The organism is Phaeobacter sp. JH20_29 (genome assembly GCF_048056175.1).
Lineage (GTDB): Bacteria > Pseudomonadota > Alphaproteobacteria > Rhodobacterales > Rhodobacteraceae > Phaeobacter > Phaeobacter bryozoorum.
On the sequence record NZ_JAYMWO010000013.1, the window covers coordinates 227,128 to 249,422 of the forward strand.

At 61.9% G+C, this 22,295-nt stretch carries 18 protein-coding genes; 10 read left to right on the plus strand and 8 right to left on the minus strand.

All coding sequences use genetic code 11. The features are described from left to right. Positions 1-68: 68 nt before the first annotated feature. Positions 69-2,291, minus strand: coding sequence for a methyl-accepting chemotaxis protein (locus tag VWZ85_RS10845; RefSeq protein ID WP_416588256.1), 2,223 nt, complete (start codon positions 2,289-2,291; stop codon positions 69-71). 273 nt (positions 2,292-2,564) lie between these two features. Then, positions 2,565-3,092 carry a single-stranded DNA-binding protein gene (gene ssb, locus VWZ85_RS10850; RefSeq protein WP_340545431.1) on the minus strand — a complete coding sequence of 176 codons (528 nt, stop codon included), beginning with the start codon at positions 3,090-3,092 and terminating at the stop codon, positions 2,565-2,567. Positions 3,093-3,434: 342 nt separating this feature from the next. Here ssb and VWZ85_RS10855 point away from each other — a divergent pair, with 342 nt between their 5' ends. Both VWZ85_RS10855 and VWZ85_RS10860 read left to right on the plus strand, forming a co-directional pair. Continuing rightward, the gene (locus tag VWZ85_RS10855; protein ID WP_416538691.1) at positions 3,435-4,019 is read left to right on the plus strand and encodes a lytic transglycosylase domain-containing protein; all 585 of its coding nucleotides are present in this window, start codon (positions 3,435-3,437) and stop codon (positions 4,017-4,019) included. Between the two features lie 293 nt (positions 4,020-4,312). Next, the gene (locus tag VWZ85_RS10860) at positions 4,313-4,687 is read left to right on the plus strand and encodes a hypothetical protein (RefSeq protein WP_340545433.1); all 375 of its coding nucleotides are present in this window, start codon (positions 4,313-4,315) and stop codon (positions 4,685-4,687) included. A 27-nt stretch (positions 4,688-4,714) separates the two neighbouring features. On the opposite strand, the gene VWZ85_RS10865 is transcribed toward VWZ85_RS10860, so the two are convergent. The 6 genes from VWZ85_RS10865 to miaA form a co-directional block, all read right to left on the minus strand. Continuing rightward, the gene (locus tag VWZ85_RS10865) at positions 4,715-6,802 is read right to left on the minus strand and encodes a dipeptide ABC transporter ATP-binding protein (protein WP_416588258.1); all 2,088 of its coding nucleotides are present in this window, start codon (positions 6,800-6,802) and stop codon (positions 4,715-4,717) included. 102 nt (positions 6,803-6,904) lie between these two features. After that, positions 6,905-8,347 (minus strand): ABC transporter permease, encoded by a 1,443-nt coding sequence (locus tag VWZ85_RS10870; RefSeq protein ID WP_340545435.1) that lies wholly within the window; start codon positions 8,345-8,347, stop codon positions 6,905-6,907. 14 nt (positions 8,348-8,361) lie between these two features. Further along, on the minus strand, positions 8,362-9,414 hold the full coding sequence (locus VWZ85_RS10875) for an ABC transporter permease (protein WP_340545436.1): 1,053 nt from the start codon (positions 9,412-9,414) through the stop codon (positions 8,362-8,364). Positions 9,415-9,553: 139 nt separating this feature from the next. Further along, complete coding sequence (locus VWZ85_RS10880) at positions 9,554-11,224, minus strand: ABC transporter substrate-binding protein (protein ID WP_340545437.1); 1,671 nt, start codon at positions 11,222-11,224, stop codon at positions 9,554-9,556. A gap of 410 nt (positions 11,225-11,634) precedes the next feature. Then, the gene (locus tag VWZ85_RS10885; protein WP_340545438.1) at positions 11,635-12,459 is read right to left on the minus strand and encodes an AraC family transcriptional regulator; all 825 of its coding nucleotides are present in this window, start codon (positions 12,457-12,459) and stop codon (positions 11,635-11,637) included. A 306-nt stretch (positions 12,460-12,765) separates the two neighbouring features. Beyond that, entirely contained in the window at positions 12,766-13,638 is an 873-nt protein-coding gene (gene miaA, locus VWZ85_RS10890; protein ID WP_416588260.1) for a tRNA (adenosine(37)-N6)-dimethylallyltransferase MiaA, read from the minus strand. Between the two features lie 146 nt (positions 13,639-13,784). Between miaA and pyrH the strand changes: the two genes are divergently transcribed. The 8 genes from pyrH to bamA all read left to right on the plus strand — a co-directional run bounded on the left by pyrH (position 13,785) and on the right by bamA (position 22,291). Then, a complete protein-coding gene (pyrH, locus tag VWZ85_RS10895; RefSeq protein ID WP_340545440.1) occupies positions 13,785-14,534 on the plus strand; it encodes a UMP kinase in 750 nt (249 codons plus the stop codon). Positions 14,535-14,809: 275 nt separating this feature from the next. After that, positions 14,810-15,373, plus strand: a complete 564-nt coding sequence (gene frr / locus VWZ85_RS10900) for a ribosome recycling factor (RefSeq protein WP_340545441.1) — start codon at positions 14,810-14,812, stop codon at positions 15,371-15,373. Between the two features lie 9 nt (positions 15,374-15,382). Beyond that, positions 15,383-16,141: an isoprenyl transferase gene (locus VWZ85_RS10905; protein ID WP_416536039.1), complete on the plus strand. Its 759-nt coding sequence runs from the start codon at positions 15,383-15,385 to the stop codon at positions 16,139-16,141. Next, positions 16,138-16,929 (plus strand): phosphatidate cytidylyltransferase, encoded by a 792-nt coding sequence (locus VWZ85_RS10910; protein ID WP_416588262.1) that lies wholly within the window; start codon positions 16,138-16,140, stop codon positions 16,927-16,929. The genes VWZ85_RS10905 and VWZ85_RS10910 overlap by 4 nt, the downstream gene beginning before the upstream one ends. Next, positions 16,929-18,101, plus strand: a complete 1,173-nt coding sequence (gene dxr, locus VWZ85_RS10915) for a 1-deoxy-D-xylulose-5-phosphate reductoisomerase (RefSeq protein WP_416588265.1) — start codon at positions 16,929-16,931, stop codon at positions 18,099-18,101. Before VWZ85_RS10910 ends, dxr begins: the two co-directional genes overlap by 1 nt. 4 nt (positions 18,102-18,105) lie before the next feature. Then, a complete protein-coding gene (gene rseP / locus VWZ85_RS10920) occupies positions 18,106-19,455 on the plus strand; it encodes an RIP metalloprotease RseP (protein WP_340545445.1) in 1,350 nt (449 codons plus the stop codon). A 188-nt stretch (positions 19,456-19,643) separates the two neighbouring features. Continuing rightward, on the plus strand, positions 19,644-19,769 hold the full coding sequence (locus VWZ85_RS10925; protein WP_340545446.1) for a hypothetical protein: 126 nt from the start codon (positions 19,644-19,646) through the stop codon (positions 19,767-19,769). 125 nt (positions 19,770-19,894) lie between these two features. Further along, positions 19,895-22,291: an outer membrane protein assembly factor BamA gene (bamA, locus tag VWZ85_RS10930; RefSeq protein ID WP_340545447.1), complete on the plus strand. Its 2,397-nt coding sequence runs from the start codon at positions 19,895-19,897 to the stop codon at positions 22,289-22,291. Positions 22,292-22,295 lie beyond the last annotated feature (4 nt).

The following is a 22,295-nucleotide window of genomic DNA, read 5'->3' on the forward strand; positions in this document are numbered from 1 at the left end:
GACAGCCCCTGCCATGGCGGGGGCTGTGTCATATGCCGGATGAGGATCTGGCCTGGCTGGCCTGTGGATCAGGCGACCCAGGATTCGTCGTCGTCAACGCCAGCTTCGATATCTGCGGCGTCATGCTCGGCGGCGGCGGCCATCTGCGCCGCCATCTCCGCGTCGCTGTGCTCCTCCTGCGCTGAGGCGGGGGCTGCTGTGCCTTCCAGCTGAAAGGCGCCGATCATCGTGTTCAGCTCGCGTGCCTGCTGGAACAGCTGCGTAGCCGAGGCGGTGGTCTCCTCGGTCATGGCGGCATTGGTCTGCGTCATCTGTTCCATCTCGCCGACGGCGTGGTTCACCTCGCTCAGCTGGGTCGACTGGGTCTCCAGCCCCTTTGCAATCGAGACGATCAGTTCGGAAATCGCGCTCACCTGGGTGCTGACCTCGGACATGGCGCTGCCGGCAGAGCCGACGAGGCTGGATCCGGTATTGACCTGTGCCGAGCTGCGGGCGGTGATTTCGTCGATCTGCGACACCGCATCGGAGCAGCGCTGTGCCAGCCGCTGCACCTCGCTGGCGACCACCGCGAATCCGCGACCGGCCTCACCAGCGCGCGCCGCCTCGACACCGGCATTGAGCGCCAGCAGATTGGTCTGGAAGGCGATATCCTCGATCACCTTGGTGATCTGGGAAATCTCGTCGGAGGAGGCGCGGATCTCCTCCATCGCGGTCACCGTTTTCTGAACGATCTCTTCGCAATCGTTGACCTTGTCCTGAGTGGTGCCGGCAATGGTCTCGGCCTCCTTGGCGTTGCTGGCGGATTCGCCAACGCTGGTGGTGATCTCATTCATGGCATGGGTGGAGCGTTCGAGCGCGGCGGCCTGCGATTCGGTGCGCCGGGACAGATCATCCATATTGGCGGCAATGGTCTGGCTGTCGTCGCCAACCGACAGGGCGGCGCTGCGGACGGTGCTCATGGCATCCTGTAGCGAGGCGGCCAGTTCGTTGAAATCCATGCGCAGGCTTTTGAAATCTTCGGGGAAATGGTCTTTCAGACGGTAGACCAGCACCTTGTTGCTGAGTTGGCTCAGCGCTTCGGCGATGGCGTCGGAGACCAGTTTCTGTTCGGCCATCGCGCGGTCCAGATGATCATCGGCCGCGCGTTTTTCGAGGGCGTGACCGCGCAGGATTTCGGCCTGTCGCGCGATATTGCCGATCTCGTCCTTGCGCGATTTGCCGGAGATGTCGATCTCCAGCTCACCGGAGCTGATCCGCTCCAGAGCGGTGGTTACCATCCGCACCCCGCCTGCGATATCGCGGGCCATCACCAGCGCGCCAAGGCTTATCGCCACGATCACAAAGGAGAGGCCAGCCAGCGTCTGGTAGAAGGCATTGTTGTTGAACCTGTCGAAAGCCTCGAAATCGGCCATCAGCTGATCGCGGATCTCGGTTTCGACCTCTTTGACAATCTCAATCGCGTTGGTGGCGATCTCGAACCACTCCTCGGCGGTCAGGTCCTGAGGGGTGCGACCGGCGAGCACATCCGACCGGATATTCGCAAAGGTCTGATAGGTTTCGCCTGCGGCCTGCCCGTCAAAAAGCTCGACGCTTTCGCTGTCGGACAGCTCATGGAAAACGCGCATGCGTTCTTTTGACTGCATATAGGAAATGAGCATCCGTGATTGCAGGTTTTCGGTCCAGCCGTTGGCGAAGCCCTGGGCACCGACCGCACGCTGGATGCCATAGGCGTCTTTGGCCATCTGAAAATAGGTAAAGGCCATCGCACGCTCGGCCAGTTCGGTGTCGTGGACCAGCACCTCAAAGGCAAGGGCGGTTTCCAGCAGGTGGAGGTTCAGTTTGCTGTAGAATTCGACCGCTTCCGGCGCGCTGATGGCCCGATCCGCGATCTTGAGGCGCATGTCATCCAGGGCTTCCAGCTCGTCATGGGCGAGACTGACGAAGACACGCGTGTTGTCGTGCAACTGTGACAGATCGGCGGTTTCGATCACCTCCAGCATATGCTCGCGCAACTCCTGCGATGTCTGGCGCTGGGTTTCCAGCCGGGCAGGGAGCGCGGTCGCCTCGGTGGCGAGGAACTCCGCAGACATGCCGCGCTCCAGCTGTAGATTATGAACCAGCTCGCTCGCGGTCAGCATGATGTCCCGGGTCAGCGTGGTGTCGAAACTCGCCCGTTTGTTCAGCGTGTACAGCACCGCGCCGGATATCCCGATAATAATAAGGAGAGGCAACCCGATGAGGGTCATAATCTTTGCCCGGATGGACATACGCTGCAACAGTCGGCTGATCATACTCTACGCTCCGGCTTAACGTTATCGGTCCGCAAAACCGTAGGTTCGAGGTGCTAATAGAATATGTACTTTATCGCCCGATAGAGATTTTAGATAAAAGATGAATTCAAAATCGCCTTGTTTTGCTGGTTATTGGCTGGGATCAATCGCCGCCGCTATCGCTATGGGAACTAAGGGTTTTGCAAAAAAAAATGCGCAGACCGATGGAGGTCTGCGCAGGAAAAACACCAGTCGACCGGGCTTTTGGCGCCGGTTCGTGACTGTGATTCGCCTTTAGAACGGGATCTCGTCATCGTCGATATTATGCGATGCGCCGCCCTGGTTGCCGCCGCCGAAGCCGCCGCCCTGACCGCCGCCGCTGGGGCCGCTGTCGTAGCCACCGCCGCCGCCATAGCTGCCGCCGCCCTGACCGCCACCATAGCCGCTGCCACCACCCTGGCCGCCTTCGTTGCGGCCATCAAGCATGGTCAGCGTGCCGCCGATGCCCTGCAAGACCACCTCTGTCGAGTAGCGGTCCTGGCCGCTCTGGTCCTGCCATTTGCGGGTTTGCAGCTGGCCCTCGATATAGACCTTGGAGCCTTTGCGCAGATATTGTTCTGCCACGCGCACCAGACCTTCGGAGAAGATCGCGACCGAATGCCATTCGGTTTTTTCACGACGCTCGCCGGTGTTGCGGTCTTTCCAGGTCTCGGAGGTTGCGATCCGCAGGTTGCAGACCTTGCCGCCGTTCTGGAAACTGCGCACTTCGGGATCACGGCCGAGGTTGCCGATCAGGATTACTTTGTTGACTGAGCCTGCCATGGGTCTGTCCTCTTGGTCTGGTCGTTCGGAGTCGCGAAAATCAGCAAAAGCCGGGTGGTCTACCCCTCCAGCTCAGCGGTTTCGGCGGGCCCCGTCGGGGTATGAAATCTGTCCGGTCCGAATCTGGTCGCGCCGGGTTGGCGGCCACACTACCGCTCCGGGTCGCCACATGAAAGTCGGCTGGCGGCGATATCTGAGGTCATCCTCATATTTTGCGCGAGAGGCGCCCGCATCACCGGCCGCAGCCGCAGGAAACGCGAAGGTTCTTTTCTTTTTAGTCAATCCGGATATAGTTTCGCGCAATCCAGGATACGGAAAAACAGGGACAGGGCAGGGCGTTTTATGCGTAGGCTGTTGGTGGGGGTCACGCTGGCCGGTGTTGTATCGGGCCAGATGGCAATGGCAGATATGTTCAGCACAAAGAGCCAGCGCAAGCTGTTTGCCTCGCACGCGCGGGTTCTGGATGAGCGCGCTGCCGGGCAGTACAAGAATTCGATCCGCCTGCAACCGCCCACCATCCATACGCCCTCCAAACACGGCAGCCTGCCGTATAGTGGCAAATATCGGGGCCAGTATCTGAACATTGCGCGGGCCGCGGCGCAGAAACACGGCGTGCCGGAGGATCTGTTTCTGCGACTGGTGCAGCAGGAAAGCGGCTGGAACCCGACGGCAAAATCCCACAAGGGCGCGCTGGGGCTGGCACAGCTGATGCCCGCCACCGCCAAGGCGCTGGGGGTGGATGCCACCGATCCCAGGCAGAACCTGGAAGGTGGCGCGCGCTATCTCGCCCGGCAGTACCGCAAGTTCGGATCCTGGCGGCTGGCGCTGGCGGCCTATAACGCAGGCCCCGAAGCGGTGCGCAAACATGGCGGTGTGCCGCCCTACCGCGAGACCCAGAACTACGTGAAGAAGATCTGGGGCAGCTAAGCCCCTCCGGCAGGGGATCGCGCCAGAGTGACCGTCGCGCAGCAGCCTGACCACGCCGAGCCTGCGCGCTTGGGGGCGCAATTGACCGGGGGTCTGCGTGTTTTCTCTGTTTGAAATCTGAGCTTCAAATCTGAAATTCTACGCAGTTTCGGCAGCAGCTTGCCGATTGTCCGGGGGATCGGCATTAATGCGCTGATAATCTTCCTTAATGCCGCGTTAACTCCGTCTGGTTGCCAGAAAGTTGCCTTAATCTCTTGGCAACTAATCGGAAGCTTCAGAAGAGGAATATCCCGGTGTCTTTCAAACGCTTCGACGAACGCCTGAACCAGATGCAATGGCAGCCCCAGTCCGGCCCGTCGCCGCAGATCGTTGACAGTGTGATTGCCGACCGCGCGCCGCTGGCGATCCGCGGCGTGGAGTTCACGCTGGCGGGCGCCATTCTGGGCATCCTGATCGGTGTCGGCCTCAAGGGGATCTATACGCCCGGCGCGCCCTGGGGACCCAATACCGGCCAGATCGGGCTGCTGATCGGCGGCGCCTCTCTCGCCGGGGCGGCGGCCTCTATTGCGCTGGCCGCCTATGCGGTGCTGCGCCGCCACGATATGCCGCGACTGATGCAGTTTGCCTCGATGAACCTGCTGATCATCGTGATGCTGCTGCTGGGCTAATCGTTTCCCAGGCGCCCTGACCGCCGATCACTCGGCGGCGACTTTGATCACCGGTTCCATCTGGGCCAGTTCGGCATCGTCGAGATGGCATTTCACCTGATGGCCCCCCGCAAGGGTGCGGACCGGCGGAACCTCGCGTTCGCAGAGCCCATCGGCCACCTTCGACTTCCAGCGGCAGCGGGTCTGAAACGGGCAGCCGGGCGGCGGGTTCATCGCCGAGGGGATATCGCCTTCCAGCACGATATGGCGTTTCTCAACCGAGGTATCGGCGATCGGCACGGCGCTCAGCAGCGCCTCTGTATAGGGGTGATAGGGCGGGGCAAAGACCTGATCGGTGGTGCCCAGTTCCACCACATGGCCGAGATACATCACCATCACCCGGTCGCTGAGATAGCGCACAATGCTGAGGTCGTGGGAGATGAACAGGAGCGTTGTCTTCTCCTTGCGCTGGATTTCCATCAGCAGATCGGTGACCGCCGCCTGCACCGAGACATCCAGCGCCGAGACCGGCTCATCCGCCACTACGATGCGGGCGCCACCGGCAAAGGCGCGGGCAATGCCGACGCGCTGTTTCTGCCCGCCTGACAGCTGGCGCGGCATCCGGTCGGCAAAAGCCCGCGGCAGCTTGACCAGATCCAGCAGCTCCAGCATCCGCTCCCGGCGCGCCGCCGTGCTGTCGCCGATGCCAAAGATTTCCAGCGCCCGCATGATCTGACGGCCCACGGTCATCGAGGGGTTCAGCGTGTCGAACGGGTTCTGAAACACCATCTGCACATCGGACACCGTGCGGGTGTCGCGCTGTTCGATCGGGGTGGCTTCGATATTCCTGCCATCCAGTTCGATGGCGCCATCGGTCGCGGTCTCCAGCCCCATCAGCACCTTGGCAAAGGTGGATTTGCCGCAGCCGCTCTCGCCGACGATGGCCAGGGTCTCACTCTCTCGGGCCTCAAAGCTCAGGGTTTCGTTGGCCTTCACCACCTTGCGCGCGCCGCTGTCAAACAGCGCATTGGCCGAGACCTCGTAATATTTGCGCAGATTGTCGATTTTCAGGACCACCTTGCCGACCTCGGGCTTTTCCTTTTGCACAGCGGCGGCAATCGGGGCGTTCCAGTCGATTTCATCATGGCGCAGACAGCGGGTGTGGTGGCGGTCGTTGCCATGGACGGCTGCCATCGGAATATCCTGGGCATCACAGCGCCCGGCCACGAAATAGTCGCAGCGCGGGCCAAAGTTGCAGCCGGGCGGGCGTTCGTGGGGCAGCGGGAAATTGCCGGGGATCGCCACCAGGGGGCGGGCATTCTTATCCGCGCCGGGCAGCGGGATCGAGCGGAACAGCGCCTGCGTATAGGGATGCTGCATCTCGTCGAACACATCATGGATGGAGCCGCGCTCCACCGCCTCGCCGGAATACATCACACAGAGCCGGTCGCAGGTTTCCAGCACCAGCCCGAGGTTGTGGCTGATGAACAGCATTGAGGTGCCGTATTTCTTGCCCAGATCCTTCACCAGCTCGACCACGGCGGCCTCCACCGTCACGTCGAGCGCGGTGGTTGGCTCATCCAGGATCAGCAGCGCCGGTTTCGACATCAAGGCCATGGCGATCACGATACGCTGCTGCTGGCCGCCCGACAGCTGATGCGGAAAGGAATTCAGCATCCGCTCTGGGTCGGGCAGGCGCACATCGCTCACCACCTCCAGCGCGCGCCGATAGGCCTCTTCCTTGCTGACGCCCTCGTGGATCATCGGCACTTCCATCAGTTGCTTGCCGATTTTCATCGCCGGATTGAGCGAGGCCATCGGCTCCTGATAGATCATCGCGATCTCATTGCCGCGCACATCGCGCAGCTCTTCGGCGCTCATTTCCGCCAGATCGCGGCCCTTGAACTTGATGGAGCCGCCGGTGATGCGGCCGTTCTTGCCCAGATCCTGCATCACGCCAAGCGCCACTGTGGATTTGCCGCAGCCCGATTCCCCGACCAGCCCCACCGCCTCGCCGGGCTGCACGGTGACGGAGAAATCCATCACCGCCGGAATTTCGCGCAACCGGGTGAAAAAGGAGATCGACAGCTTGTCGATTTCGAGGATCGGGCCGTCATAATCTGCCAGTTTGTTCATCGTCTTATCTCCCTGTTGGAGCTGGAAGGGTGGTCTGCCCTTCTTCTGGCCCCAAAATATCCCGGGGGTCCGGGGGCTGGCCCCCGGTCCGACCGGTTCGGATCAATCGCGCAGGCTTTCTTCGCGCAGGCCATCGGCCAGGAGGTTCAGCCCCAGAACCAGGCTCAGCAGCGCCAGGGCCGGCGGCAGCGGCGGGTGCAGGTAGACCGACAGCAGCTTGCGCCCGTCGTTGATGGTGCTGCCCCAGTCAGGGCTTTCCGGTGGCAGGCCCAGTCCGAAAAAGCCCAGCGTGCCGAGGAGGATGGTGGTATAACCGATGCGCAGGCAGAAATCGACGATCAGCGGCCCGCGCGCATTGGGCAGGATTTCCCACAGCATGATGTACCAGGGCCGTTCCCCCCGGGTCTGGGCGGCGGCGACATAGTCGCGGGTCTTGATGTCCATGGTGAGCCCGCGCACGATGCGGAACACGGTGGGCGAATTGACAAAGACAACCGAGACAAAGACCACCAGAATACCGCCCGGCACGTCAAAGAGATCGAGCGGCCAGAAGGTGATCTTGGATCCCGCCTCATTGATCAGCGACAGATAGCCCAGCAGGCCCGGGATCAGTACGACGGCCAGCCAGAGCGCGCTGTGCTGCGGCCGGGTGCGGAAGCGCGAGTGGATCAGCACCCCGACAAAGATCAGCGGAAAGGCAAAGAGCACCACGGCGATATATTGCGGCAGGCCGGTTGCGATGATCTCCGGGGTGACCAGCAGGTAGAACAGCAGGATCACCGGGAAGGCCAGGATCAGGTTGGCGAGGAAGGACAGCACCGTGTCCCACAGGCCGCCGTAATAGCCCGCAGGCAGCCCCAGCGTGATCCCCACCATAAAGGCAAACACCGTGGCCAGCGGCGCGATCTGCACCACCACCCAGGCGCCATCTATCAGGCGGCTGAAGACGTCGCGTGCCAGGTTGTCACCGCCAAGCAGATACCAGGCCGCAATGCCACTGTCGGCCTCGGCGCCGGGCAGGGGGGTGCCGGGCAGCTTGTTCTTGAGGCCACTGACCTGGGTCAGCGGGTCGTGCGGTGAGATCAGATCCATCGCGCCCAGCACACCGGTAAAGACCCAGAACATCACCAGCGCAAAGCCGATCATACCGATTGGGCTGTCGAACAGCTTGCCATAAAGACCGAGCCGCCGCTTGAAGGTCATCGACACCGCAAACAGCACCACCAGCGCGATCCAGACCGGCAGCAGCAGCCGCGCCATGGCACCGACGATGCCGCCGCTGGCGCCAAACAGCACGCCGAAGAGGATATAGATCAGGATCAGTCCGATCACCGCAAGAAAGCTGAGGCGCACCGCCCTGCCGGCCAGCACATCGGGTGTGGTCGCGAGACCGGCGCTGCCATGGGCGTTGATCATCGTTGTCGGGCTGACCGTGACGATGCTGAGCACCAGCCAGGCAATGATGCAGAGCGCCAGTGCCACAAGGGCAAGGATCAGCACCGGGTTCAGAAAGGCAAGACTTCCGGTCCAGCTGAGAGGGTCCATGCTGCGTTCCTCCTTCAGGAAATCCGGATACGGGGATTGAGATAGACATAGCCAATGTCGGAAATCAGCTGCGTGAGCAGCACGACAACGACAGAGACCACCGAAATCCCCAAGAGCAGTTCGATGTCATTATTGCCAGCCGCCTCGACCAGCGCCCAGCCGAAGCCCTTGTAGTTGAACAGGGTCTCGACAATCACCACGCCGTTCAGCAGCCAGGGAAACTGCAGCATGATCACCGTGAAGGGGGCGATCAGCGCATTCCGCAGCGCGTGACGCATGACGATTTTTGGAAAACTGACGCCCTTGAGCCGGGCGGTACGGATATACTGTGCGGTCATCACCTCGGTCATGGAGGCGCGGGTCATCCGGGCGATGTAGCCGATGCCATAAAGGGCGATGGTCAGTACCGGCAGGAAGAAGTTTTCGAAATTGGCGTCGACCATCGCCGAATTTGCGGTGCCCTTGAACCATTTCAAGCCAACGGCAGAGGAGGTGAAGACCGCCATGAAGATCACACCGGAGACATATTCCGGGGTTGCCGTGGTCAGGATCGAGGCGGTTGACAGTGTGCGGTCCGTGACGGAGCCTTCGCGCATCCCGGCCAGGATCCCGATCAAGAGCGCCGAGGGCACCATCAGGATCAGCACCCACATCATCAGAAAACCGGTATTGCCAAGGCGCGTTGCAATGATGGAACTGACATCATCCTTGAAAACGCTCGAATGGCCCCAGTCGCCCTGAAGAATGCCGCAGAAACGTGGGGCAGCTGCGGCCTCTTCGGCGGGTTGAACCCCGGTGATGCAGCGCCCTGTGGTCCCCTCATCTGTCACCGTGGTCCAGCCCGGCAGCACTCCCAGCCATTGGCCGTATTTCACCGGCATCGGTTGCAGATACCCTCCCTTTTCCAGCCAGCTGGCGACCGCCTCGTCCGACATGCGGAAGTTGCCTTGGGTCTTGGCGAGTTTTTCAAGGTTCGGGTAGAGATTGGTCAGCGTGAAGACGATGAAGGTCAGGCAGAGCGCGGTCAGGATCATGATCCCGACGCGCCTGAGGATGAACAGTCCCATGGAATGCTCCCGTTGGTGGCTGTACGCCTTGAGTTAGGCCAATGGTCAGGCCGCAGTCGGCGGCCTGCCAGGCTTTTGAGCGTTTTCTTGCGGCCAGAAGCTTTGGGCCGCGCCGTGCGGCGCGGCCCGCTGTGTCAGATCAGGCCTTGAAAGCCCATTTGTAGATCTGGGGCAGATCGGCGATGTGCTTGTCGACGCCGACCACATTGTCGGTGTGGTGGCGGATGGCGGTCCGCCAGAAGGGCTGGATGGTAACGCCTTCGTCAATCATGATGGCCTGTAGCTTGGCCATGACTTCGCGCCGTTTATCGACATCTGCAAGTGCGTTGGCTTCGGCCAGCAGGCTGTCGAACTCTTCATTCGCAAAACCGGCTTCGTTCCAGGCTTCGCCGGAGCGGTAAGCCAGTCCCAGAACCTGGGTGCCGAGCGGGCGGTGGTTCCAGTTGGTGGAGCTGAACGGGTATTTCGCCCAGTCGTTCCAGAAGGTCGAGCCGGGCAGAATGGTCCGTTTGACCTTGAAGCCCGCGTCACGCAGCTGGGCTGCGACCGCGTCGGTCGTGTTGCGGCGCCAGTCGTCGTCGATGGAGTGCAGCTCGTGCTCATAATCGAGCATGCCTGCCTCTTCCATCAGCGCCTTGGCCTTGGCCGGGTCAAACGGCAGCCGCGTCACAGTCGGGTCGTGTTCGGGGTGCATCGGGCCGACATGGCAGTTGTCTGCCGGAATGCCATAGCCGGACATGCCCAGTTCAAGGCAGACGGTGTTGTCCACCGCCATGGCAATCGCCTGGCGCACGCGCTTGTCGGCATAGGGCTTGGTGCCGTTGACCTCGGCCAGCTGGTTGGGGCGGATCACGATGGTGAAGCCGGAGGCGATTTCCGAGCGGTTCAGGCCGATGCCGTCAAAGATATCGACGTATTCCCCCACGGATTCCCAGTTCATATCAATTTCTTCGGCCTCATAGGCCGCCAGGAACGAAGCCGGATCGGTGCCGTAATCAATGAATTCGATCCGGTCCAGATAGCCGCCTTTGCCCGCTGCGGTGCCCCACCATTCGTGGTCTTCGTTGCGTACGAGGACGCCTTTCACGCCGACTTCCATCGACTCAGGCAGCATGTAGCCGGTGCCGATGGGGTTCTCCAGCATGGTGTCGCCGGTATGGCTGGCATGGGTGATCTGCGCGGGATAATCAGCCATCCCCGGAATGATGGTGATGTCCGGGGTGTTGGTTTTCAGCAGCACGGTATGGCTGTCGACAACGGTGATGGCGCCTTCGGCAGCTTGGCCGGTCTCCGCGTCGATCAGCGACGCCATACGGCCTGCCATGGAGTTGCCCTCGACGCTCTTGTCGCACCAGCCGGTGATGTTGCGGGCCACGTCCTCTGCGGTGAAATCGTCGCCATTGTTCCACTTCACCCCTTTGCGGACATGCAGGGTGAACTCGGTCGCGTTTTCGTTGACGTCCCAGCTTTCCAGCAGCAGCGGCTCAAAGGAGCCATCGCTGTTGTATTCAACCAGGAATTCCAGCCAGCCGGAGGTAAAGGTTGCGATCTGCGCCCAGTCATAGGTGCGCGGATCCTTCAGGGCGCGCACTTCCATCTGCATGCGCAGGGTGCCGCCGGTCTGTTCATGACCTGCGGCCTGAACAGGGGCGTCAAGCCCAAGGAGGCCGTATGCCGCAGCCGAACTGACGCCAAGCGCGGTGGCGCGGACCATGAATTCGCGTCGATCCATCTTCCCAGCAAGGGTTTCTGTCGCATACATCTTTGCCGCCGGGTGGATATCGGTCCCGGTGATGGTGTCTTTTGTCATGTGGCTCTCCCTGTTGCACCGCAAGTTTTCGCTTTTGGAACGGCGGGCCATCTGAGCTGGCTGGCGCCGTTTGAGGTGCTGTGTTCAAAGATTGTTTCCCCGTCTGATCATTCGGCCCCAGATCGCGGGTTAGGTCAATGTAAGAAGTCGACGTTTCACATGACTTTTGCGACATTGTTGGTGTCGGTTTTGCGTTTTTCCCCAAGAGAGGCCGGTCCGAAAGTTTTAGTACTGGGCATATGTGCACAGTCAGCCGGAAGGCCGCGCGTCTGTCGCCGGGGTGACTCGTGGACGTTTAGCGCGGTCCAGGGGCTGGGGAATTCGGCGCGAGGTGGTGCAGGCGCGCAGGCGCGGCGCCGCTGCGCCCCCGGTGGACACGGTGCGGGGGAGATCTGGTGCGGCCTGATATCTCAGGCGGCGCGTTTCAGCTTTTCGCGCGCCTGTTTGCGCAGACGGCTTGGGGTTTCACCCGTGTGCTGGGTGATGAAGCGGGTGAAATAGGCGGCGCTGCCAAAGCCGAGGGTCGAGGCGATATCGCGCATCGGCAATTCAGAGTTGATCAGCAGGCTGCGCGCCGCGTGCAGCTGGCGCTCGGTCAGCAGAGCGCCCGCCGTCTTGCCGGTTTCGGATTTGCAGACGCGGGTCAGATGTGTCGGCGTCACATTCAGCGCGGCGGCATGATCGGCCATGCTGGCATGTTGGGCATAGCATTCGACAATGCGCCCGCAATAGCCCTGAGCCAGCCGCTGGGCAGCGGTGGGTTTGCCGCTGGTGCTGCTGCGTTCCGCCATCAGGCGGCGGATGTGGATAGCGATCAGCGTGCCATGGGCCTGCATCGCGCGATACCACAGTGCGGGGCGATCCTGCTGTTCGGCCTGCATGGCCTGGAACATGCTGTTGATCACCGCCTGATCCTGAGCATCGGGGATGCGCAGCGTGTCGGCGGCATCGGGGAAATCCATCGGGGTCGAGGTGGGCACATTCATGACCTGGCCGATGCACTGCCGACCCAGCTCCAGCGACCACAGGGTCCCGGCCGGAACAAAGATGGCGCTGTTGGGGCCAAAGCCACGCTGCTGCCCGTTCAGAAAGACCCGCCCCTGGCCACGGGTGATCCAGATCAGCAGATTTTCGGGGCGGTCATGTGCCAATTCGACCTGCCAAGGCCCATCGGGAGTCAGCTGCGACAGCGGTGCGACTGTGATCTCGCCGATATGGGTGGGGTCAAAAGGCATAGGCTGGTTGATATGTGATGCTCGTATTTTCGGTTGGCGCAAATGGACATGAAAAATTGATTCTGGCAAGTTTTTGCCGAAAAATGCTTAAGGATTTAATAGAATTGCAGGTCTCTGCATGGGGTTTGGGCAACAATGTGCGTATGACGCGCGGTCATCTGGACATTTTGTCCACATCTGTTCCGCGCACCGTGCCGCCGATGTCATTCTGGCCAGCGGAAGCGCTATCGACCGGACGCAAGCCGGGGTGCCAGGCAGCGCCAAGGCGGCGTTCAGACGGTGTTTTCGAGGCTGTTCGGACGGCCCTCAGGCCGGACGGTAGGGCGTCCACTGCTTCATTCGCGCGCGGAACCAAGTGCGCTGACGTTTGGCAAACTGCCGCGTCGCAACCGAGGCCCGCTCCCGCGCCTCCGCCTCGGTCATCTCGCCCAGGTAATGCGCCATCAGCTCCGGCACGCCAATTGCGCGGCAGGAGGGCAGCGCGGGATCATAGCGATCCTGCATGGCGGCAATCTCCTCCATCGCACCGGCCTCCATCATCGCATCAAAGCGGCGGCGGATGCGCGCTTCGAGCCAGTCCTTGTCGGTGTCAAAAACAATCGCGGTGCAGCGATCCAGTGGCAGCGGCGGCGGCGGTGTTTCGGCCTGCCAGTCGGCCAGGCCACGACCGGTCGCAGTCAGCACCTCATAGGCGCGCTGCACCCGGGCGCGATTGAGAAGGTCGATCCGCTCAGCCGTCGCGGCATCCAGCGCCGCGCGCATATCCTCAAGCGACAGCAGATCGGCCTGCGCCCGGACCTCGGCCGGGGTGGCAGGGATCTCCGCAAGGCCCTGCGTGAGGGCGCTGAAATAAAGCCCGGTGCCACCGACGATGATCGGACGGGGGCCGTGGTCCAGCAGCGGCAGCACCTCGCGCAGCCAATGCCCGACGGAATAGTCGGCGTCATAAGGCTGGTGGCCATAGAGCAGATGCGGGGCCTGTGCCTCTTCCTCGGGGGAGGGGCGGGCGGTGATCACCCGCCAGCAGTCATAGACCTGACTGGCATCGGCATTGACGATCACGCCGCCCTGAGCTTCGGCGATCTGAAGCGCCAGCGCCGATTTGCCGGAGGCGGTTGGCCCGGCGATCAGCACCGGCTGGTGCGGCGGGATGTCTGGCAGCTGGGTTGCGGTGGTCATGCGGGCGTCCTGTTCTTTGGATGTTCTGCGGCGCGCGGAGCGTTGCTGCGGTGGGGCGCCGAAAAACATCTCAGGCCGCATTGATCCTGCCGCCGATTTGCTTCATTTTGCGCGCAAATTAACCCCGTCATATTCCGGAGCGCAACATGCCCCTTACAAACGATCAGCCGGAGGCCACGCCGGCGGCAACCTATAAACGTGTGATGCTGAAAATCTCAGGCGAGGCGCTGATGGGGGACCAGGGGTTTGGCCTGCATCCGCCGACCGTCCAGCGCATCGCGCAGGAGGTGAAATCCGTGCGAGACATGGGCGTGGAGATCTGCATGGTGATCGGCGGCGGCAATATCTTCCGCGGGTTGTCCGGCTCGGCCCAGGGGATGGAGCGGACAACGGCCGACTATATGGGGATGCTGGCCACGGTGATGAATGCGCTGGCGATGCAGTCGGCGCTGGAAGGTCTGGGTGTCTTTACCCGGGTGATCTCGGCCATTCGCATGGATGAGGTGGCCGAGCCCTACATTCGCCGCCGCGCCGTGCGTCACCTTGAAAAGAAACGGGTCTGCATCTTTGCCGCAGGCACCGGCAACCCCTATTTCACCACCGATACCGCGGCCACGCTGCGCGCCAATGAGATGGCCTGCGAGGCGATCTTTATGGGTAAGAATGGCGTCGATGGTGTCTATGACAAGGATCCCGCGCAGCATGACGACGCGGTGCGTTATGACACCATCAGCTACGACGAGGTTCTGGCCAAGCGGTTGAAGGTGATGGATGCCTCGGCCATTGCGCTGGCGCGCGACAACAACCTGCCGCTGATGGTGTTCCCGCTGGATGAGCCGGGCGGCTTCCGGGGCATTCTGGCGGGCAAGGGGACCTACACGAAGGTTCACGGCTAACCGCGCCGGGGTGGGCGGGGCGCACTTGCCCTTGCCACATGCACAATGAGCCGCGCGCCCGGATCGAGATCCGGCGCGCGGTTTTTTCATGCGGCGCGCGGCGCTGGCGGCGGGTCTTGTGCGGCGGCGGCTGACCGGCTGCGGTGCCGGGCCGTCCCGGAGAAGGGCAGAACCCTGCCTGTGGCCGCTTCAAATCTGCGGCAAGATCGCTATACAACGCCGCACCAATGTCTTATGAGCAATGCAAACACCGCCTCAAGTCAGGGGAGAGCAGAATGTCTGACGATTTTATTCTCGATACCGATGATCTACAGCGCCGCATGGATGGTGCCATGGCCAATCTCAGAACCGAATTCGCGTCGCTGCGGACCGGTCGTGCCTCCGCCTCGATGCTGGAGCCCGTGATGGTGGACGCCTATGGCTCGATGACGCCGATCAACCAGGTTGGCACCGTCAACGTGCCGGAGCCGCGCATGGTCACCATCAACGTCTGGGACAAGGCGCTGGTCGGCAAGGTCGAAAAAGCCATCCGTGAATCCGGTCTGGGCATCAACCCGCAGCTAAATGGCACCATCATCATGCTGCCGATCCCCGAGCTGAACGAAGAACGTCGCCGTGAGCTGACCAAAGTGGCCGGCCAGTATGCCGAGCACGCGCGGGTGTCGATCCGCAATGTGCGCCGCGATGGGATGGACCAGATCAAGAAAGCCAAGGCCGACGGTATGTCCGAGGACGACCAGAAGCTCTGGGAAGGCGAAGTTCAGGAGCTGACGGACAAGATGATTAAGGTTGTCGACGCGGCTCTGGAAACCAAACAAGCCGAAATTATGCAGGTCTGACACCTGCTTATGTCACAGAGCACAGACACCGTCCTGGCGCCGGATGAGAGCGACCCCGCACCGGAACGCGGCCCGAAACATGTTGCCATCATCATGGATGGCAATGGCCGCTGGGCGCAGGCGCGGGGCCGTCCGCGTCTGTTCGGTCACCACGCGGGCGCCAAACGGGTGCGCGAGGTGGTGGAATGCTGCCCTGCGCTGGGGGTGAAATATCTCACCATCTTTGCCTTCTCGACCGAGAACTGGAAGCGCACTCAGGTGGAGGTCGCAGGCCTCATGAGCCTGTTCCGCCGCTATATCTCCAAGGAGATGAAAGCGCTGTCGCAGCGCAATGTCCGGGTCCGTTTCATCGGGGACCGGGTGCGGCTGGACAAAAAGCTGGTCGCGCTGATGGACCAGCTGGAGCAGGAGACCGCCTGCAATGACGGTACCCACCTGACCATCGCGCTGAATTATGGCAGCCGTGACGAGGTGGCGCGGGCCACCAAACGGCTGGCCGAGGATGTGGCAGCGGGGCGACTGAACCCGGCGGATGTGGATGAGGAAACCCTGCCACGTTATCTCGATACCCATGTGTTGCCCGATCCAGATCTGGTCATCCGCACCAGCGGTGAAGCGCGGATCTCCAACTTTCTGCTGTGGCAGTCGGCCTATGCGGAATATGAGTTCATCGACACGCTGTGGCCGGATTTCACCGCCGACGAGATGGACCGGCTGTGCCGCAGCTACGGGCAGCGGGATCGCCGGTTTGGCGCGGTGAAGACATGAGCGCCGCGGGACGTTGGGCCGATCTGATGCCGCGGGTGATCTCCGCCATCGTAATGATCGTCGTGGGTGGCTGGGCTGTGTGGCGCGGGGGCGTGGTGTTTGACCTGCTGATCGCGGCGGCCTGTGGTGGCATGATCTGGGAATTGCTGCGCATGGTGGTGCCTGATCGTCAGGGGCTGGCGCTGCCGCTCGGCGTCCTGTCGATGGGGGCGGTGCTGGCCGCAGCGCTGATGGGCGGCGGCTGGGCGCTTGGCCTGCTGCTGATACCGGCGCTGCTGGGCGCGCTGGCCATCGACATCCGCCGGGGCATTTACATCGGTTTCGCGCTTTGGGTGCTGTTCGCGGCCTATGCGTTCATCTGGATGCGCAGCGCGCTGGGGCTGGATTGGATGATCTGGCTGATCTCGGTTGTGGTGGCCACGGATATTGCGGGCTATTTCGCCGGTAGGACCTTTGGCGGGCCGAAATTCTGGCCGCGTGTCAGCCCGAAGAAAACCTGGTCCGGCACCTCTGCGGGCTGGATCGCGGCCGCAGCTGTTGGTGCGGTCTTTGCGGTGCAGGGCGGGCTTGGCTTTGGCGTCGTGCTGCTGTCGGTGCTGGTCTCCATGGCCAGCCAGGCCGGTGACGTTGCCGAAAGCGCGCTGAAACGGAAGATGGCTGTGAAGGATTCCAGCGGCCTGATCCCGGGCCACGGCGGGCTGTTCGACCGCTTTGACGGTATGCTGGGCGCGGCGGCCATGGTGCTGCTGGTACTCAGCCTGTGGGGTTTGCCCGGCGGGACGATCTGATGCGCAAGATCTCGATTTTCGGGGCCACCGGATCCATTGGTCAGAATACGATTGACCTGATCCGGCGGGCCCCCGGTGACTACAATGTGGTGGCGCTGACCGGTGGCGCCAATATTGCCCAGCTGGCACAGGATGCCAGAGCGCTGCGTGCCGATATCGCCGTGACCGCCTATGATGACAAGCTGCCGGAGCTGCGGGCCGCCCTGGACGGTTCGGGCATCGTGGCGGCCGCCGGGCAGGCGGCGCTGGTCGAGGCGGCGTCGCGGCCTGCGGATTGGGTCATGTCGGCGATTGTCGGCGCGGCTGGCCTTGCTCCGGGGCTCGAGGCGCTGAAACAGGGCGCGACTCTGGCGCTGGCGAATAAGGAATCGCTGGTTTGCGCCGGAGCACTGCTGCTGGAGACCGCCCGCAGCCATAATGCGCGGCTCCTGCCCGTGGACAGCGAACATTCGGCGGTGTTTCAGGGGCTGGTCGGTGAAGACATCGCGGCGGTGGAACGTGTGGTGATCACCGCCTCTGGCGGGGCGTTTCGCGACTGGCCGCTGGAGCAGCTGAAGACCGCCACGGTGGCACAGGCCTCCTCGCATCCCAATTGGGACATGGGCCAGCGGATCACTATCGACAGTGCGTCCATGTTCAACAAGGCGCTGGAAGTCATTGAGACCCGTGAGTTTTTTCGCGTCGATCCAGACCAGATCGAAGTGGTGGTGCATCCTGAATCCATCGTTCACGCGCTGGTCGGTTTTCGCGACGGTGCGCTGATGGCGCATCTCGGCGCGCCGGATATGCGCCATGCCATTGGTTATGCGCTGCATTGGCCCGAACGGCGCGAGCTGCCTGTGGAGCGGCTGGATCTGGCGCGGCTGGCGCAGCTGACGTTTCGGGCGCCTGATCCCGCGCGCTATCCGGCATTGCGGCTGGCCTATGATGTGATGGCGCGGGGCGGGCTGATGGGGGCGGTGTTCAATGCCGCCAAGGAACGGGCGCTGGATCATTTCATCGCCGGGCGCATCGGCTTTCTGGACATGGCCGAAGTGGTGGCGCGGGTGCTGGATCAATTTGACAGTGCAGATCGCGGGCTAGATGAGGCAATGACACTTGATACGGTGCGCCGGACCGACCATCTCGCCCGTATGGACGCCGACAATGAAATTTTGAAATATGTAAGGTAAGCCCTTGGATCTCGTCTCCTTTCTTCCGCAGTTTGGCGGGTATCTCTATGTGATTGCCAGCTTTGTGGTGGCCCTGTCGGTGATCGTGGCTGTGCATGAATATGGCCATTACATCGTCGGGCGCTGGTCCGGGATCCATGCCGAGGTCTTCTCGCTGGGATTCGGTCCGGTGCTGTTTTCGCGGGTGGACAAGCGCGGCACCCGCTGGCAGGTGGCGCTGCTGCCGTTTGGTGGCTACGTGAAGTTCCTTGGTGATGCGGATGCGGCCTCGGGCAAGGATAGCGCGGCAATGGCGGATGCGGCGGCTGATCCGGTGGCGCTGCGGCGCACGATGCACGGCGCGCCGCTTTGGGCGCGGGCGGCCACCGTCGCGGCGGGGCCGGTGTTCAACTTCATCATGTCCGCGCTGATTTTTGCCGGTGTTTTCATGGTGCAGGGCACCATGCGCGATCCGCTGACGGTGGAGCGGCTGGTGCCGCTGCCGGGGCTGCAAACCGGCCTGCGCGAAGGTGACGCACTGTTGCAGATCAACGGTGTCGATGTTCCCTCGCTGGAGGATAACACTGCCTTTGCGGCCTTCCGCGATGCGGTGCCGGAACAGCAGCCTCTAACCTATACCGTGCTGCGCGACGGCCAGCAGACCGAGGTCGAGGGACCGTATCCCTGGCCGCCGCATGTGCGTGGCGTGGCACCGCGCAGTGCCGCGTCTGACATCGACCTGCAGCCAGGCGATGTGATCACCGCCGTGGATGGCGCGCCGATCTTTGCCTTTGACCAGCTGAAACGTGCGGTTGAAAGCGCCGAGGGCAAGGTGTTGCTGCTGAAGGTCTGGCGCGCTGGCGAAGAGTTCGAGATGGCTCTGGCGCCCCGCCGTGTGGATGAGCCGCAGGCGGATGGTGGCTTTGCCACCCGCTGGCGTATGGGCATTGTCGGTGGTCTGGCGTTTGAGCCTGCGACCGAGAGCCTGGGCCTTGGAGAGGCGCTTGGCGGTGGCGCGGCGCAGGTCTGGGGCGTGGTCGAAATGTCGCTTTCCGGGCTGAAACATATGATCACCGGTGCGATCAGCACCTGCAACCTGTCGGGTCCGATTGGCATTGCCGAGACCTCTGGTGCGATGGCAAGCCAGGGGGCGGCCAGCTTCATTCGGTTTATCGCCGTGCTCTCCACTGCCGTTGGCCTGCTGAACCTGTTCCCGATCCCGGCGCTGGATGGCGGGCATCTGATGTTCTACGCCTATGAGGCGGTGACCGGTAAGCCGCCGAATGATGCGGTGATGCGGGTACTGATGGCGGTTGGCATCTCCGCCATCCTCAGCCTGATGATGTTTGCGCTTTTCAACGATATCTTCTGCTAGGCGCTTTCTTGCCGACCGGCCACGATCCGGCTGGTCGGCAGATCCCGCAGCAGCAGGGCGCGCCAAACTGTCGCCACATTCCCCTGTTAATCCTTTGGTAAGCCGCCGGTGGGCAGCGGTGCCGCAGATCGCGGCGCGGTTGTGGCGGATGTGGGATCTTTTTTTAGATAAACGGGAGAGTGGACGCCATGAGCAGCCTGCATATTACCAATACGGGATTGGGTCTTTTTATGCGCCTGAACTGGGACCGCGCCATGTCTGTGGCGACGATTTTGGGGGCGCTGGTGGCCGGGGCCTGGATCGGCAGTCTCTGAGTTTTCAACCTGTTGCAAGCAATCTGGCGCGTGGGGTCATCCCGCGCGCCTTTTTGTTGTTTTTGACAAGCGCTGATAAACCCGATACGCACGGATTAAGCTGTAAAAAAATCGGGTTTTGACTGATGGTTCGGGGGAAGCACACAGGTAGATCCTGTGGGGGGCGCAAATTAGGTGCCCATATTTTGTATAGAAACGCATCTGCTGTAGCGCTGGCTGTTGCCTTGGGATTTGTCCTGACGCCAGAGTTCGCAGTGGCGCAGAGCTATAGTTTCACAAACGTTCAGGTCGAGGGCAATCAACGCATCCAGACCTCAACAATTGTGGCCTATACCGGCATTGAGCGGGGCAAATCGGTGAGCGCCGGGCAGCTCAACGATGCCTATCAGCGCATTCTGGACAGCGGCGTATTCGAAAGCGTCGAGATTGTTCCGCAGGGCAATACGCTGGTGATCAAGGTCACCGAATTTCCGACCATCAACAAGATCAGCTTTGAAGGCAACCGCCGCATCAAAGACGATGCCATGGCCGAGCTGATCGAATCGGCGCCGCGCCGGGTGTTCAACCCCACGGTCGCCGAGCGTGACGCCTCCAATCTGGCCGAAGCCTATGGTGCACAGGGACGTCTGGCCACAACCGTGACACCGCGCATCATCCGCCGCAGTGACAACCGTGTCGATCTGGTGTTCGAAATCTCCGAAGGTGACACCATCGAGGTCGAGCGCGTGTCCTTCATCGGCAACCGCGTCTATTCCGATCGGCGTCTGCGCCGCGTGCTGGAGACCAAACAGGCCGGTCTGCTGCGCACCTTCATCCGCGCCGATACGCTGATCGAGGACCGTCTGGAATTCGACAAGCAGGTGCTGCGCGATTTCTACCTGTCGCGCGGCTATGTTGACGTGCGTATCAACAGCACCAATGCCGAGGTAACCGAAGAACGCGACGCCGCCTTCCTGGTGGTGGATATCAGCGAGGGCCAGAAGTTCGAGTTTGGCGAAATCTCGGTCACCAGCGAGATGTCGGAAGCTGACGCCGATGAGTTCCGCAAAGTTCTGAGGGTCCGCCCCGGGGTAACCTATTCGCCGAGTGTGGTGGAAAATGCCATCCGGCGCCTGGAAACATATGCGATCCGCAAGGGGATTGATTTCCTGCGGGCCGAGCCGCGGATCAGCCGCAATGATCGCGAGCTGACGCTGGACGTGGATTTTGTGCTGACCCGTGGTCCGCGCGTGTTCGTTGAGCGGATCGACATCGAAGGCAACACAACCACGCTGGACCGGGTGATCCGTCAGCAGTTCCGCACCGTCGAGGGCGACCCGTTCAATCCGCGCGAAATCCGCGAAAGCGCTGAACGCATCCGTGCGCTGGGGTTCTTTGAAACCGCCGAGGTGGACGTGCGCGAAGGCAGCAGCGCCGGTGAGGTGGTTGTCGATGTGGACGTCGAGGAAAAGCCAACGGGTGCACTGAGCCTTGGTGGTGCCTACTCGGTCAACGACGGCTTCGGTCTCAGCATCGGCCTGTCGGAGAACAACTTCCTTGGTCGGGGGCAGCGCCTGTCGTTCAACATCTCGACCGCTCAGGACGCCGAGGAATACACGCTTGGCTTCACCGAGCCCTATCTTCTGGGGCGCGACCTGCGTCTTGATCTGGATCTGGGTCTGTCTGAGACGGATTCCAGCTTTGCGCTTTACGACACCAAACGTGCGTTCTTCTCGCCCGCGCTGACCTTCCAAACCTCGGAAAACAGCAGCCTTCAGATCCGGTACACCTGGGATGAGGATGAGATGATCACCCGTGGTGATGATTCCGCCGGGATCCCGCTGGCCGGTCCTGTGGTTCGTAGCGAGATCAACCAGGGTGCGATCAACGCCAGTTCCATCGGCTTTACCTATACTGTTGACAGCCGCCTGAACGGACTGGATCCGAATTCGGGCTATCTGTTCCAGGTTGGGGCCGATTATGCCGGGCTTGGCGGGGATTCCGAATATCTGCGCACCACCGCAAAGATCATCGCCCAGCGTCGTGTCTTCAACGAAGAGGTGACATTGCGGGCAACGATCGAGGCAGGCGCCTTTGCCTGGCAGGGGGATGGCTTCAGCCGCTCCATTGATCGGTTTGTCCTGTCGCCCAATATCCTGCGTGGTTTTGAACCGGGTGGTATCGGTCCACGGGACCAGTCGCCCAATGGCGCAGGCGGGACCTATAACGACTTCCTCGGCGGCAACTATTACGCGGCGGCCCGCTTTGATGCGGAATTCCCGCTGGGCCTGCCAGAAGAGATCGGCCTGCGTGGCGGTCTGTTCTATGATGTGGGCAACCTCTGGGGTCTGAACAATGCCGATACCGGCGCGGCGGGCGGCAATATTGTCGGGCGCGGCGGGTCGTACCGTCATGTGGTCGGCTTCTCGCTGTTGTGGACAACCGGATTTGGCCCTTTGCGGTTCAATTTCTCCAAGGCGCTGAAGAAAGAAGACTTCGACCAAGAGCAGAGCTTTGATTTGACGTTGCAGGCGCGGTTCTGATCGC